The following is a 13,149-nucleotide window of genomic DNA, read 5'->3' as shown; positions in this document are numbered from 1 at the left end:
CTTCCAAGGGCCTCTAGCTCATGCCTGGTTAGAGCAGCGGACTCATAATCCGTTGGTGCCGTGTTCGACTCACGGGAGGCCCACCATAAAAAATCAAGGGGTTACAGCGCTTCGGCCTGTAACCCCTTGTTCATATCTGGCACCATTCAGGCTTACCACGCCCCGCTTTGCTCCTCCATCCGCGTGGCTTTTCTCACGAACTCCACGGTGCCAGCTTCACTGGCCAGGAGGGCCTCCCCGACCTGGACAGACCAGCACGCCTCCGATCCGTGCGCCGTCCGCCAATCGTGCAAGCGCCGCGTCAGCAATTGCAGGTCGTACTCCTCCGTCACCCCGATCGCCCCATGCAGGCCATGCGCGCTCGCGGCCACCAGTTGCGCCGCCTCGCTGCTGCGTGCCTTCGCGAGCGCCGCCGTCAGTCGCTGCGGCTGCGTGCCGTTGGTGCCGAACGCGAGTTCGGCGGCCACCGTGGCGGCGGCGATGTGTTCGGTCATGACCGCCAGTTGATGCTGGATCGCCTGGTACTTGCCGATCGACTTGCCGAACTGCGAGCGGTCCTGGCAGTACTGCAGCGTCATCGCGCCGACGCGCGCGGCGGCGCCCGCGATCAGCGCGGCGTGGAGTGCAGCGCCCCATGCCTGGACGTCGGCTGAGGTCGCACCGGGCAGAGGCGTGGCGATATGGCCGGGCAGCCAGCGCAACGTCGCACTCTGGCTGCCGTGCACGCCTGTGCCGATGCGTTCGGCCGCGCGGCAGTCGAGCAGAAGCAAGCCGTCGGCCGTGCCGGCGAGCGTGAAGTCGGCGATCGCGCCGAACGGCGTGTAGGCGCACACGAGCGTGCCGTCGGGCTCGGGGCGGCACGACTGTGCCAGCGTGATCATGCCGGCCGGCGCGGCGGTGCCGGTGCGTGCGAGCAGCGCGCGGGCGGCGATGCTTTGTGCGAGCGGCACCGGCACGGCGTGGTGGCCGATGGCAACGAAGATCGGAAAGAGGTCCGACAGCGACAGTCCCGCGCCGCCGGCATCTTCGGCGGCGAGCAGTTCGAGGAATCCGGCGTCGGCGAGCGCGTTCCACGCCGTCGCAGGATCGGCTCCGGCTTCGATCGCGCGGATGGCGGCAGGCGTGAACTGGTCCTGCAGGATGGCTTCAATGGCTTCTGTGAACATGGTGGTCTCCCGTATATGGCCTGCGGGGGCGCCTCAGCGCAAGCCCAACGCGCGCGCGATCATGCCGCGCAGGATTTCGCGGGTGCCGCCGCGCAGCGAGAAGGTCGGCGAGATCTGGCTCAGGTATGCGACCGTGCGGTACAACTCGGGGTCGGGCGGCGCGTCCGGGTCGGCGGCCATCGCGGATTCGATGCAGGCCGGAATGGCCTGTTCGATTTCCGTGCCGAGGTCCTTCACGAGCGCGGCCTCGACCACCGGGCTTTCGTGACGCGCAAGCTTGGCCGTCACGGCGACCGACATACTGCGCAGCGCGGCGATATGCGTGACGAATCGACCGAGCGCGGCGGACTGTTCGCGCGTGGCGCCATGGCGGCGCAGGTGGTTCGCCCACAGGTCGAGCAGCACCACGCTCGAATAGATGCGCTCCGGCCCGCTGCGCTCGAAGGCGAGTTCGGCATTGACCTGCTCCCAGCCGCTGCCTTCGTCGCCGATCAGCGTATCGGCGGCAAGCTCGACGTTGTCGAAGACGACTTCGCAGAAATGCGCGTCGCCCGTGAGATCTTGGATCGGGCGGATCGTGACGCCCGGCAGCGACAGGTCGACGATAAATTGAGACAGCCCTTTCTGCTTGTCCTCCGGTGCGCCCGACGTGCGCACCAGCGCGATCATGTACTGGCAGTGATGGGCATTGGTGGTCCAGATCTTCTGGCCGTTCAGCCGCCAGCCCGTCTCGGTCCGGGTGGCGCGGCTGCGCACGCTGGCGAGGTCGGAGCCGGAATTGGGCTCACTCATGCCGATGCAGAAGAACGCCTCGCCACGGCACAGGCGCGGCAGGTAGAACTGCCGCTGCACTTCGCTGCCATAGCGCAGGATCTGCGGACCGCTTTGGCGGTCGGCGATCCAGTGCGCGGCGACCGGCGCGCCCGTGCTCAGCAGTTCCTCGACGAGCACGAAGCGGCGGAACGCATCGAGGCCCGCGCCGCCGTAGGCGGGCGGCAGCGTCAGGCCGACCCAGCCGCGCGCGGCGAGGCGGCGGCTGAAATCGGCGTCGAACCCCATCCACGAGCGCGCGCGGCGGTCGGCGGACGCCGTCGGCTGGTGTTCGGCGAGGAATTGCCTGACTTCGGCGCGGAAGGCCTCGGCCTCGGGCGGAAGCTGGGCGAGGCGGAAGGTTTGCAGCAACTGACTCAGCATCACTATTTCCCCACGAATACGGCGGCGCGGCGCGCGGCCGTCGCGGCCACGCCTTCGGCGAAATCGGCGGTCCGCACCTGCCATTCCTGTTCAGACGCCTCGCGGTCCACGGCGCCTGACACGGCGTCGGCCAAGCCCTGGCGCAGCGTGGCGCGGGTCGACATCACGGCCAGCGGTGCCGATGCCGCGATGTCCTGCGCGAACATCACGGCGTGCTCGAGCACGGCGTCGTCCGGCGCCAGCACGTCGGCGAGACCGATTTCGACCGCCTCCCGGCCGGTGATCCGGCGTCCGGTGAACAACAGCTTCGTCGCCTGCTGCACGCCGAGCAGGCGAGGCAGCGTGACCGACAGCCCGAAGCCCGGATGGATGCCGAGCCGGTTGAAATTGACCGCGAAGCGCGCGGCGTCGCAGGTCACGCGGAAGTCGGCCACCAGGGCGAGCCCGACGCCGCCGCCGATGGCCGGGCCATGTACCGCGGCGACGATCGGCTTGCGCGTGCGAAACAGGCGCACGGCGTGCTTGTAGAGCCGGCGCGGCATCTGTGGATCGGTGGGGCCGCCCGTGAAATCGGCGCCGGCGCAGAAGGCCTTGCCCTGCGCGGCGAGCACAATGACGCGGCACGACGCATCGTCGTCGAGGCGTTCGAAGATCGCAACGAGGTCATGGATCAACGCCTCGTCGAAGTAGTTGTGGGGCGGACGTACCAGCTCGACGATCGCCACGTGGCCGTCATGGCGCACGGCGATGTCCCGGGAGTCTTGATGAGGTTGCATTTGGGGTCTCCTGTATCGCTTCTTGTACAAAGTGCCGTCACGACATGAGGGCGCCGACGCGTGCGGTGGCATGCCGCGCGTCGGCCATCAGCCGCGCGACGATGGCACCGGCCGGCTCGATGCGATCGGCGAATCCGCCGGCCGGACCGAGCGAGACGATGCCCGCCTCGACGTCGCCGCCTTCGTACACGCGTTCCCGCGTGCGTGCCGACAGGATCATGTCGCCGAATTCGGCATGCGAGCGTGCGCCCTGCGCTTCGCGCTGCTGCACCGCGCGGGCTGTGTCATTGGCCAGGACGCGCCAGGTATCGCCGAGCGAGTCGAGGATGGTGACCGAACAATGTTCATCGGCAGCCACGATGCGCGCCTTCAGCGCCTCGTGCGCGATGATCTCTTCCGCCACCATGAAGCGGCTGCCCATCACGACGCCGTCGGCGCCCATCGCCAGCGCCGCCGCAATCTGGCGGCCGCTGCCGATGCCGCCACCGATGACCAGCGGCACGCGTATGCGCTCGAGCGCGAAGGCGCCGTTGACGAAGGCCGACAACTTGTTGGCACCGGGATGGCCGCCTTCCTCAAGCCCCACCAGCGCTACGGCGTCGACGCCAAGGCGCTCTGCAGACAATGCGTGGCGCACGCTGGGGCACTTGTGGATCAAGACGCCGCCCGCGCGCTGGATCGGGCCAACCAGATCGGCGGGCGAATTTCCCGCGCTCTCGAAATGGCGCACCCCCTCGTCGAGCGCAATGCGGATCCAGTCCTGCACGGCATCGTTGTGGCCGGCGCGGCGCGCCAGCGTCAGATTGACACCGAACGGCTTGCCGCAGGTCAGTTCACGGCAACGGCGCAAGTCCTGCCGCAGCGCGTCGGGCGTGGCGAACGAGCGCGCCGTGATGAAGCCCATCGCCCCGGCGTTGACCACGGCGGCCACTACGCCGGACTCGCCCAGATGGTGCATGCCGCCCAGCAGCAGCGGATGACGGATGTCGAACAGGTCGGTCAACCGTGTCCGGAACGGCGCGAGCGTCATGATGGCTTCCAGTAGCGCTCGCGCAATGCGGTCTTGTACAGCTTGCCGGTCGGCAGGCGGGGCATGGCGTCGATGAAGTCGATCGAGCGCGGCACCATGTATTTCGCCACCTTCGTGCGCAGGTAGGCGAGCAGTTCCTCGGCCAGGTCCGGCCCGGGTTCGACGCCCGCGGCCGGCTCCACGATCGCCTTCACTTCCTCGCCCATCTCGGCATTCGGTACGCCGATGACGGCAGCGTCGCCCACGCTGGGGTGGATCACCAGCGCGTCCTCGATCGCCTGCGGATAGATGTTGACGCCGCCCGAGATGATCATGAACGCCTTGCGGTCGGTCAGGTACAGGTAGCCGTCGGCATCGACACGCCCCACGTCGCCCACCGCGGTCCAGGTCGGATGGCGCGGGTGCTGCGCGGCGCGCGTCTTGTCCGGATCGTTGTGGTAGTGGAACGGCAGCGTGTCGCGCTCGAAGTACACCGTCCCGGTCTCGCCGACAGGCAGTTCGTTGCCGTCGTCGTCGCAGATGCGGATGCGGCCGAGCAGCGCCTTGCCTACCGAGCCCGGATGCGCGAGCCATTCGTGCGTGTCGAGCGTGGTCGAGCCATTGCCTTCGGTGGCGGCGTAGTACTCGTGCAGGATCGGGCCCCACCAGTCGATCATCTCGCGCTTGGTTTCCTGCGGGCAAGGAGCGGCGGCATGGATTGCCACGCGGTGGCTCGACAGGTCGTACGCGCTGCGCTTTGCCGCGTCCAGCTTCAGCATGCGGATGAACATGGTCGGCACCCACTGGCTGTGGGTGACGCGGTAGCGCCCGATCAGGCTCAGTGCCTCCTCGGCATCGAACTTCTCCATGAACACGACCGTGCCGCCGCCGAACTGCGTCTCCAGGCCGTAGCCGAGCGGCGCCGTGTGGTACAGCGGCGCGGGCGACAGGTAGACGGTGTCGGCGTCGAAGCCGTAGCGGTCGAACTGCGGGCGGCGCGCGGAGCCGGAGCCTGCGGTGACCTTGCCGTCCGGCTGCGCGCGGATGATGCCCTTGGGACGGCCCGTGGTGCCGGAGCTGTAGACCATCGTGGCGCCTAGCCATTCATCCGCCAGCCGTGCCGCGGGATGCCCTGCGACGGCCTCCTCGTAGCTGACCCAGCCCGGAATGGTGCCGTCCATCATCAGCCGCTTGCAGCCGGCGGGGATCAGGTCGCGCAACTCGGCGGCGAGATCGCGCATCGCCCATGCGGTCACGACGGCGTGGGCATTGCTGTCCGCGATGATGTAGGCCGCTTCCGGCGCCGTGAGATAGCGGTTGACCGGCGTCACCAGCAGGCCCGAGCGCAACGCTGCCCAACACAGCTCGAAGCAGCGGATGTTGTTCTCCAGCACGATCGCGAAATGGTCGCCGCGCCGCAGTCCCTGCGCATGCAGGTACTGGGCGAAGCGGTTCGACCGTTCATCGAGCTCGCGATAGCTCAGCCGGTCGCCGGTGGTGCCGTTGATGACGGCAGGCTTGTGCGGCGTCAGTGCGGCGTGATCGCCGAGGTATTTTGGAGTCGTCATGGCGTGTGCCTCCGGTCAGACCCGGGGAATTTCGCCGGAAACTTCGGCGTTAGGGGTGGCCTGGCGCACCAGCGCGGGGATCAGCGCGCCAAGCTCGGCGGCGTCCCAGCGCCCGGCCTTCTCGATACGCGGGCCCGCGTGCCAGCCTTCGGCCACGACGATGCGGCCGCCACGCACGCCAAATACGCGCCCCGTGATGTCGCCGGAGGCCTCGCTGCCAAGCCACGCGACCAGCGGGGCGACGTTGGACGGATCGAGCTGGTTGAAGCCCTCGGGGGCGGCCTCGACGTGCTTGAAGTGATTGGCGGCGAAGAGCGCCTCGGTCATCCGGCTCATGGCGGTGGGATAGATGGCGTTGACCGTCACGCCGTAGCGGCCCAGTTCCTGTGCCGCGATGATCGACATGGTGGCGACGCCGGCCTTCGCCGCGCCGTAGTTGGCCTGGCCCGGATTGCCGTAGAGCCCCGACGACGAACTGGTGTTGATCAGCCGCGCCGCGCGCTGCCGGCCCGCCTTGCTTTCGTCGCGCCAGTATGCGGCGGCATGGCGCGACGGCGCGAACGTCCCGCGCAGGTGGACACGGATCACGGCGTCCCAGTCGTCTTCCGACATATTGGCGAGCGTGCGGTCGCGCAGGATGCCCGCGTTGTTGACCAGCACGTCGAGTCCGCCGAAGCGATCGACGGCGGTCCGGATCATGCGATGGGCGCCGTCCCAGTCGGCCACGTCGTCGAAGCTGGCGACGGCTTCGCCGCCGAGCGCCTCGATTTCGGCGACGACTTCCATGGCCGGCTCGCTGGCCGCGCCCGAACCGTCGCTGCGGCCGCCGAGGTCGTTCACGACCACTTTCGCGCCCTGGCGCGCGAACTCCAGCGCGTACTCGCGTCCAATGCCGCGTGCGGCGCCCGTGACGACGACGACTCGGTCCTTGCAAATCTGCTGCATGGTGTTTCCTTCCAGTGGGACCGCCGCTACCGCCACTACCTCCGGTCGGCAGGGGCGGCGGTCAGCGTCAGCGCGCGCTGACGTCGTAGGTCTTGACCAGCGCGCCGTAGCGGGTCCGCTCGGCGTCGATCATCTGGCTCATCTTCGGGCCCGGCAGGCCCAGCACGTCCGCATAGGCGGTCGTGGCGGCGAAGGTCTTGAAGGCGGGCGAGCTGATCGCCTGGAGCAGCGCGCCCTCAAGCCTGGCGGCGACGGGCTCGGGCGTCTTGCTGCTGACGCCGAAGCCGATCCAGACCGTCAGCTCATAGCCCGGTATGCCGCTTTCCGCGACGGTCGGAACATTCGGCAGCTCGGGATGACGCGTCTTGCCCGTGACGGCAAGCGCACGCAGCTTGCCGGCGCGGATCAGCGGCAGCGCACCGCCGATGTCCAGCAGCGCCCCGTCCACCGCACCGCCCATCACGTCGGTCTGCACCTGCGAGGCGCCCTTGTACGGGATGTGGTTGAACTCGACGCCCGACATCTGCTGCATCTGGAGGGCGCCGAGCCGGTAGTGGTAGCTATAGTTCGCCAGGCTGACCGAGCGCGGCTTCTGCCTGGCGCCGGCCAGCAGGTCCGCGAACGTGCGGTACGGCGAGGCCGGGCCGGTCACCAGCACCGACGTGGCGCGGATGGCCGCGGCCAACGGGCGGATATCGCGCCTGGGCTCGTAAGGCAGGCTGGCGTGCACCAGGGGGTTGATGACCATTGCGCTCGGCGAGATCATCAGCACGCTGTAGCCGTCGGCCGGGGCGTTGAGCATGCTCTGCACGGCGATCACGGTGTCGGCTCCCGGGCGGTTCTCGACGATGGCCGGCTGGCCCAGCGCTACGCCGACACGCTCGGCGATAAAGCGCGTCACGGTGTCGGACCCGCTGCCCTGCGTCAGCGGCACGATGAAACGCAGCGGCCGCGAGGGATAGTTGTCGGTGGCGGTGGCGGCGGCGGGCGTCGGCACGATGGCCGGCGCCAGCGTCGCGCAGGCCAGGCCGAGGCCCAGCACGCGCCTGAACAATGTCTGTCTCATCTTGTCTCCTCCATGCTTGCGGAGCGGGGGACGCTCAGTTGCCGCCGTAGAGCGTCACCACGCAGGCGCCACCGAGTCCGAGGTTATGCTGCAACGCGAGCCTGGCGCCGGGTACCTGCCGCTGCTCGGCCGTGCCGCGCAACTGGTGCGTCAGCTCGAAGCACTGCGCGAGCCCGGTCGCGCCGAGCGGGTGGCCCTTTGACATCAGCCCGCCCGACGGTCCCACCACGACCTTGCCGCCGTACGTGTTGTCGCCGTCGCGCACAAACTTCTCGGCGCCACCCTCGGGGCAGAAGCCGAGCGCCTCATAGCTGATGACTTCGTTTTGCGCGAAGCAGTCGTGCAGTTCGCAGACGTCGATGTCCTCGGGGCCGATGCCGGCTTTCTCGTAGACCTTGTTGGCCGCCGAGCGCGTCATGTGCGTGCCGACGTAGTTCAGCATGGACGGCGGATCGAACGAGGCGGGCGGGTCGGTGGTCAGCGCCTGCGCCAGGATCTGCACGTCGGTGCGCAGGCCGTGCTTGCGGGCAAAGCGTTCGGACACGAGGATGGCCGCCGCGCCGCCGCAGGTCGGCGGACACGCCATCAGGCGCGTCATCACGCCGGGCAGCAGCACGGTGTCGTTCAGCACGTCTTCCGTGGTCAGCACCTTGCGGAACAGTGCGAGCGGGTTGTTCGCCGCGTGCCGGCTGGCCTTGGCGCGCACCGCGGCGAAAGTCTCCATGCCGGCGCCGTAGCGCTGCATGTACTCGCGGCCGGCGCCGCCGAAGGTGCGCAGCGCCTGCGGCATGCCGTCCATGTCGGCGGTGAGGCTGTGCATGATCGGCTGGAAGCGGGCGCGGGTCACGGGACGGTCGGTCCAGAACGACCTGAGCGGGCCGGCCTGCATCTGCTCGAAGCCCAGCGCCAGCACGCAGTCGGCGTCGCCCGTGGCGATGGCCTGGCGCGCGAGGTAGAGCGCGGTGGAGCCGGTCGAGCAGTTGTTATTGACGTTGACGATCGGAATGCCCGTCATGCCGACCTCGTACAGCGCGGTCTGGCCGCAGGTGGAATCGCCGTAGACGTAGCCGGCGAAGGCCTGCTGCACGTCGTCGTAGCCGATGCCGGCATCGGCCAGCGCGCGGCGCGTGGCCTCGGCGCCCATCTCGGTATAGCTCGGGCTTGCGCCCGGCTTGGAAAACGGGATCATGCCGACGCCGGCAACCAGCACTTTTTCACTCATATTGACTCCTTGCCTGGAATGTCAGGCATTACAGCTTGCGCGAGATCAGCTCGCGCAGGACTTCGCTGGTGCCGCCGAAGATGCGCGTCACGCGCATGTCGACGAACGAGCGGGCGATGGGGTACTCGAGCATGTAGCCGTAGCCGCCGTGCAGTTGCACCATTTCGTCCAGGCACTTCCACATGGTCTCGGTGGCGAACAGCTTGGCGACGGCCGCTTCCTGGAGCGTGAGCTTGCGCGCCATGTGCTGGCCGATGTAGTAGTCGATCATCGTGCGCACGGCGATGGCCTGCGTCTTGATGTCGGCCAGCTTGAACTTCGTGTTCTGGAAATCCCACACGGCCTGGCCGAACGCCCTGCGGTCCTTGACGTACTGGAGCGTGAGTTCGAGCTGGCGCTCCAGGCGCGCGGCGCAGTAGACGCCGATGATCAGCCGCTCCTGGGGCAGTTCCTCCATCAGGTGGATGAAACCGCTGTTCTCGACGCCGATCAGATTGCTCGCGGGCACGCGCACGTTGTCGAAGAACATCTCGGCCGTGTCGGCGGCGTGCTGGCCGACCTTCTCCAGCTTGCGGCCGCGCCGGAACCCATCGCGCTCGGCCTCGACCATGATCAGGCTCACGCCCTTGGCGCCGGCAGAGGGGTTGGTCTTGCAGACCACGACGATCAGGTCGGCGGTCAGCCCGTTGGAGATGAAGGTCTTGCTGCCATTGATGACGAAGTCGTCGCCGTCGCGCACGGCCGTGGTGCGGATCGACTTCAGGTCGGAGCCCGTGCCCGGCTCGGTCATGGCGATGGCGAGGATCTTCTCGCCGCGGCAGATTTCCGGCAGCCAGCGGTGCTTCTGCTCCTCGGTGCCGAGGCGGACGATGTACGGCGCGGTGATATCGGAGTGGACCGAGAAGCTCGGGCCGGACACGCTGGAGCGGTGGTATTCCTCGGCCAGCACGGCTGCGTGTCCGAAGTCGCCGCCGCCGCCGCCGTATTCCTCAGGCACGGTGACGCACAGCAGGCCCTCCCGGCCGGCCTTCAGCCAGATGTCGCGTTCGACCTGGCCGGCCTTGTCCCACGCGGCCTGGCGCGGCGCACACTCGGTTTCGAAGAAGCGGCGCGCGGTGGCGCGGAACATTTCATGGTCTTCGCGGTAAACGCTGCGCTGGATTTCCACTGCTGACTCTCCCGATCCGTTGGCGGCACCGGATCGGTTCCGCAATGAGGACAGTGTGGGCGAGGGGGCGGGCGAAATCCCTACACCCGTGGTGTAGGTCTGCAGATCGAACGCGAATCAGTGCATGCGGGGTGCCTGGGTCTCGCGCAGGCGGGCGACGGCTTCGTCGCGGTTGCCGACACCGAGCTTGGCGTAGACATTGCGCAGGTGGTATTTCACGGTGTCGAGCGACACATTGAGCACGCGGGCGATCTTCTTGTTCGGCATGGCCTGCGTGAGCAGCATCAGCACTTCGGTCTCGCGCTCGCTGAGTGCGGCGAGCGCCGTGGGCCGGGACGGCGCGGGACCCGGCGCGAGCATCGTGTCCTGTCCGGCTTCGTTCGCCAGCCGCTGGGCATAGAAGCCCAGTACGGGGTCGAGCGACGGGTCGCGTGCGATATCGGCCATCATGGCCGGCACGTGCGGCGAGACGTCCAGCAGGCTGCGAACGAGGCCGAGGCGATGACCGAGCCGCAGCGCTTCGACCAGATGGGCGCGCGCCGCGCCGGCGTCATGCCGCCCGGTCTCGGCGATGGCCACCAGCACGTGCAGGGCGGCCACCCGGCACCAGCGCCCCCCGGCCCTGGACAATTCGTGCAGAGGCGCCAGCCGGGCGAGCGCGGCGTCGAAATCGTTATGGTGCAGATGCATGGCCGTGGCCGCCAGGTCGGCGCACACCCGCACCTCCCATGCGGTGCTGAGGGTGGCGCCGCGGTATCGCGTGGCGAGTGCGTCCAAGCCGCGCAGGACCGACGCGGCGGCGTCGGTCTCGCCGGCTTCAAGATGGCGGCGCACGCGCAGCCACTGTGCGGTCGCGAGCAGCCGATCGGTCTGGCGGCGCCGCGCGTAGCGTTCGAGCCGGTCAAGGCAGGCGAGCGCCTCGGCGCGGCGCCCGGCCAGCCACTCGGCGCACGACAGGGCCTGCAGCGCGCGCAGCACGGTGTCGGGAATCGCGATGCGCTCCAGCACGTCGACACGCGCGGCCAGCATCTGCGCCGCGGCATCGACGTCGTTCAGTTCGTACTGTGCTTCGCCGAGCAGCGCGGCGGCCATGCCTGCAACGCCCGCGTAGGTGCGGCCCTGCTGTTCGGACTCGGCCAGCACGTCGCGGAAGATGCGTTCGGCGAGCAGCACGTCGCCCTGGGCGGCGTGTGTCATGCCTTCCATGCAGCGGCCGAGCAGGATGCCGCGCGGGGCGCCGTCGCAGGGCGCGCCGTCCTCGATCACCTGGCGCGCCTCGCCATATTCGCCGCGATAGATGTGCATCCACGACAGGATGTTGGCGCGGGCCGTGAACGCGAAGTCGTCGGCGCCAGGCGGTGGGCGATGCAGTTCGGGCAGGAGCGCGGCGACGCCATCGGTATCGTCGCGCACGAGCGCCAGTCCGCCGCGCAGGACCGCAAGCACATAGCGGCGGCGCGCGCCGGACGTGTCCGCTGACTCGGGCCACGCATGCAGGCGCAACAGGCTCGCTTCGAGGGCATCGCCTTCGCCAGCGTACATGTGGAGGTAGGCCATCGCCAGTTCCAGGCGGAAGCGGCCGGCGATGGTGGCGGCCGGCAGCCGGCGCAGCAGCGCCGCAAGCTGGCTCAGTTCGCCGCGCTTGAGGCGGTCGATCGCGGCTTGCTCGACCATGTCGGCAGCCGCGTCGGCGCTGCCCGCGCGCACCGCGTGGCCGACGGCTTCCTCGATCAGTCCATGGGCCGCGAGCCAGTGCCACGCGGTCGTGTGGAGGATGTGGCGGTCATCGGCTGGCAGCATTGCGGCGCGTTCCTGCAGCACCTGCCGCAGCAGCGGATGCAGGCGATACCAGGTCCGGTCGCCGGTGGCGTCGCTGATGCGCACGAGGAAGAGCCCGTCGAGCGCCAGGCCGGCAAGGCGCCGCGCGATCTCGGGGCCGGCGTCGGGCGTGGCGAGCAGCGCCGCGCCGAGCGCGCCGCAGAAGCGGTCGCAAGCGGACAGGCAGGTCAGCAGATGCAGGTCGGCGGGGGCCAGCCGCACCAGCACCTCGCGCTCGAGATAGCTGGCGAAGGTCTCAGCATCGCGCACATGGACGGGCACGTAGGCGCCGCCCTGCTTGGCGCGCAGGTCCAGTGCGAACAGCTGCAGGCCGGCGGGCCAGCCGTCGGTCAGCTCGTGCAGACGGCTGGCGTCGTGCGCGGCGATGGCGCCGAGCTGGTCGCGCAGGAAGCGCGCCGATTCCTGCGCGGAAAAACGCAGGTCGTGCAGGTCGAAACGCGCCGCCTTGCCGCGCGCCTCCAGCCGGGCGAGCGACAGTGACACGGGCTCCGGCAGCGGCTGCCGCGAGGCCAGCGCGATATGCAACTGCTGCGGCGCGTAGTCGAGCAGCCAGCGCAGCGTGGCCAGCACCCGCGGATCGCGCAGCAGGTGAACGTCGTCGAACATCAGCACCAGCTTGCGACGGTGCATGGCGATGGTGCGCACGAGCGAAATCACGCAATGCTCGGCGGCGCCCGGGGTGTTGTCGCGGCCAGCCAGCAGCTGGGCGTTGGCGGCGAGGGACGGATCGACCGCCGCCAGACTGGCGAGCAGGGCATCGAGGAAGCTGGCCGGGTCATCGTCTTCGGGGGCGAGCGACAGCCAGGCGACGTCGTAGTCGAGCGCCAGCAGCGACTGGCGCCATGCCACGAGGGTGCTTGTCTTGGCGCTGCCGGCCGGCCCCTGGATCGTCACGCAGCGCAGGTCGCGGGCTTCGGTCAGGCGCGCGGTGAGGCTGTCACGCCGCATCAGCGGGCGCGCGCTGCGCGGTGGCGTGAGTTTGCTCGGCGAGATGGGGGGCGTGAGTGGCAGCGTGTCCGGCATGCCTGCGGCTGGCGGCATGACGGGAACTCCTCGGAAGCCGGGCGACGGGTGTTGGCCGATTATAGGAACGGACCAGGAACGGAGGGCCCGGGTGGGAGGCCGGCAACCCGATACGGGTGGGTCCGCGCGTGCGCGCCTGCCCATCCCGATGGAAGCTGGCCGCCCCCGCGCGC

The 13,149-nt window shown here is 69.2% G+C and carries 10 protein-coding genes and 1 tRNA gene; 1 reads left to right on the top strand and 10 read right to left on the bottom strand.

Going from position 1 to position 13,149, the window contains the following annotated elements:
• Window positions 1–7 precede the first annotated feature (7 nt).
• Window positions 8–86, top strand: a tRNA-Ile gene (locus tag KHO22_RS18725).
• Between the two features lie 66 nt (window positions 87–152).
• Here KHO22_RS18725 and KHO22_RS18720 read toward each other — a convergent pair.
• The 10 genes from KHO22_RS18720 to KHO22_RS18675 form a co-directional block, all read right to left on the bottom strand.
• Window positions 153–1,166: an acyl-CoA dehydrogenase family protein gene (locus KHO22_RS18720; protein ID WP_211948662.1), complete on the bottom strand. Its 1,014-nt coding sequence runs from the start codon at window positions 1,164–1,166 to the stop codon at window positions 153–155.
• 33 nt (window positions 1,167–1,199) lie between these two features.
• Complete coding sequence (locus KHO22_RS18715; RefSeq protein WP_211948773.1) at window positions 1,200–2,357, bottom strand: acyl-CoA dehydrogenase family protein; 1,158 nt, start codon at window positions 2,355–2,357, stop codon at window positions 1,200–1,202.
• 5 nt (window positions 2,358–2,362) lie between these two features.
• On the bottom strand, window positions 2,363–3,136 hold the full coding sequence (locus KHO22_RS18710; protein WP_211948661.1) for an enoyl-CoA hydratase/isomerase family protein: 774 nt from the start codon (window positions 3,134–3,136) through the stop codon (window positions 2,363–2,365).
• Window positions 3,137–3,173: 37 nt separating this feature from the next.
• On the bottom strand, window positions 3,174–4,166 hold the full coding sequence (locus tag KHO22_RS18705) for an NAD(P)H-dependent flavin oxidoreductase (RefSeq protein ID WP_211948660.1): 993 nt from the start codon (window positions 4,164–4,166) through the stop codon (window positions 3,174–3,176).
• Entirely contained in the window at window positions 4,163–5,713 is a 1,551-nt protein-coding gene (locus KHO22_RS18700) for an acyl-CoA synthetase (RefSeq protein WP_211948659.1), read from the bottom strand. The genes KHO22_RS18705 and KHO22_RS18700 overlap by 4 nt, the downstream gene beginning before the upstream one ends.
• A gap of 15 nt (window positions 5,714–5,728) precedes the next feature.
• Entirely contained in the window at window positions 5,729–6,658 is a 930-nt protein-coding gene (locus KHO22_RS18695; RefSeq protein ID WP_211948658.1) for an SDR family oxidoreductase, read from the bottom strand.
• 67 nt (window positions 6,659–6,725) lie between these two features.
• Window positions 6,726–7,724, bottom strand: coding sequence for a Bug family tripartite tricarboxylate transporter substrate binding protein (locus KHO22_RS18690; protein ID WP_211948657.1), 999 nt, complete (start codon window positions 7,722–7,724; stop codon window positions 6,726–6,728).
• 34 nt (window positions 7,725–7,758) lie between these two features.
• A complete protein-coding gene (locus KHO22_RS18685; RefSeq protein WP_211948656.1) occupies window positions 7,759–8,946 on the bottom strand; it encodes a lipid-transfer protein in 1,188 nt (395 codons plus the stop codon).
• A 28-nt stretch (window positions 8,947–8,974) separates the two neighbouring features.
• Complete coding sequence (locus KHO22_RS18680; RefSeq protein ID WP_211948655.1) at window positions 8,975–10,114, bottom strand: acyl-CoA dehydrogenase family protein; 1,140 nt, start codon at window positions 10,112–10,114, stop codon at window positions 8,975–8,977.
• 117 nt (window positions 10,115–10,231) lie between these two features.
• Entirely contained in the window at window positions 10,232–12,994 is a 2,763-nt protein-coding gene (locus KHO22_RS18675; protein ID WP_211948654.1) for a LuxR C-terminal-related transcriptional regulator, read from the bottom strand.
• Window positions 12,995–13,149 lie beyond the last annotated feature (155 nt).

The organism is Cupriavidus yeoncheonensis, assembly GCF_905397275.1.
Lineage (GTDB): Bacteria > Pseudomonadota > Gammaproteobacteria > Burkholderiales > Burkholderiaceae > Cupriavidus > Cupriavidus yeoncheonensis.
This window is presented reverse-complemented; position numbering and strand designations above follow the sequence as displayed.